Source organism: Pedobacter sp. 01T416_2 (genome assembly GCF_056398925.1).
In genome coordinates this window covers 1-1,147 of sequence record NZ_JBFTQI010001184.1, presented here as the reverse complement: position 1 = coordinate 1,147, position 1,147 = coordinate 1, and the positions used below count along the sequence as shown (strand labels likewise).

Sequence of the window (1,147 nt, the reverse complement as noted above, 5' to 3'; positions counted from 1 at the left end):
ACTAAACACCAAAAAGAAGCTTGCAATCAATGATTTGCAGACTTTTAGTTTTTTTCAATGATTTCTGATACTGATTCCAGTGGAGTTGAGAGGGGCATAAGTGAACCTTTTTACCTCTTTTAGAATTTTTTGATAGCTTAACTTAGAATAATTTCTGCAATTTTTGATTTAGCAACATCGCAAGGGATATGGACTTATATGTCGTAATGGTTAATTAATATCATCCTATTGATCGAGACTACAATCGTTTTCAGGGATTAAAAGTATTTAGATGCTTTAATAATTCTTCACGGTAAGATCTTGACAAAGGAATTTTAGTGCCTTTTATAACTACCTGATGGTTTTCGACCTTGATAATTTTAGGCAGTGATACCATATAGGATTTATGTATCCTCAAAAACTGATCGCTAGGCAATCTATTCTGTATTTCGCTCAGCGTCATGCGAGTGAGTGTTTTCTTGTCCTGCTCTGCGATGCATACATAATTATCCTGGCCCTGTATATAGAGTATATCCGTTAATATAATCTGCACCCAGTTATATCCGTCTTTAACAAACAGGGATTTTTCATATGTATTGTGTGGGAAGAACATCTGTTGCTTTCTGTTATGGGCTAGCTGACATGCCTGTGAAAATCTGCTAAAGTTTATCGGTTTTAGCAAATAATCGGTGGCAGCCAGATCGAAACCCTTTAAAGCATGTTCGGCATGTGCTGTGGTAAAGATTACCTGTGTCTTATATTTTGTTAGACCGGCGAACTCAAGGCCCGAAATATCTGGCATATTGATATCCAGAAAGACTAAATCTATTGGTGCTGAGTCCAAAAAATCCATAGCGTCGGTTGCACTTAAAAACATCCCGTCCAGCTGTAGGTAATGTATTTTTTGTGCATGCATACTTATGATATCAAGCGCTACGGGTTCGTCATCTATGGCGATTGCTCTGATCATTCCTTTGGCAGTATTTTATCTAGTTTGTCCTTTAATTCATCATAATTTAACCCTCTGGCTATAATAATGCCTTTTGGATCAATCAAAAAGCTTTGCGGTAGGGCATTAACGCTATATAGTTTAGCAACTTTATTATCCCAGTGTTTTAAATCGGATACCTGTGGCCAGATTAAACCATCATCTTTAATAGCTTTTATC

At 36.7% G+C, this 1,147-nt stretch carries 2 protein-coding genes; both read right to left on the bottom strand.

The window, feature by feature from the left end; translation table 11 throughout:
- Positions 1-250: 250 nt before the first annotated feature.
- A complete protein-coding gene (locus AC1DPQ_RS28415; protein WP_477584868.1) occupies positions 251-949 on the bottom strand; it encodes a LytR/AlgR family response regulator transcription factor in 699 nt (232 codons plus the stop codon).
- Positions 946-1,147: TlpA family protein disulfide reductase (locus AC1DPQ_RS28410; protein ID WP_477611666.1), on the bottom strand; the 202-nt coding region annotated here is incomplete at its 5' end. The genes AC1DPQ_RS28410 and AC1DPQ_RS28415, both read right to left, overlap by 4 nt.

What these genes read in the sequence shown, in the direction of transcription:
- AC1DPQ_RS28415 (WP_477584868.1), bottom strand. Translation starts at nt 949, where the DNA reads ATGATCAGAGCAATCGCCATAGATGACGAACCCGTAGCGCTTGATATC.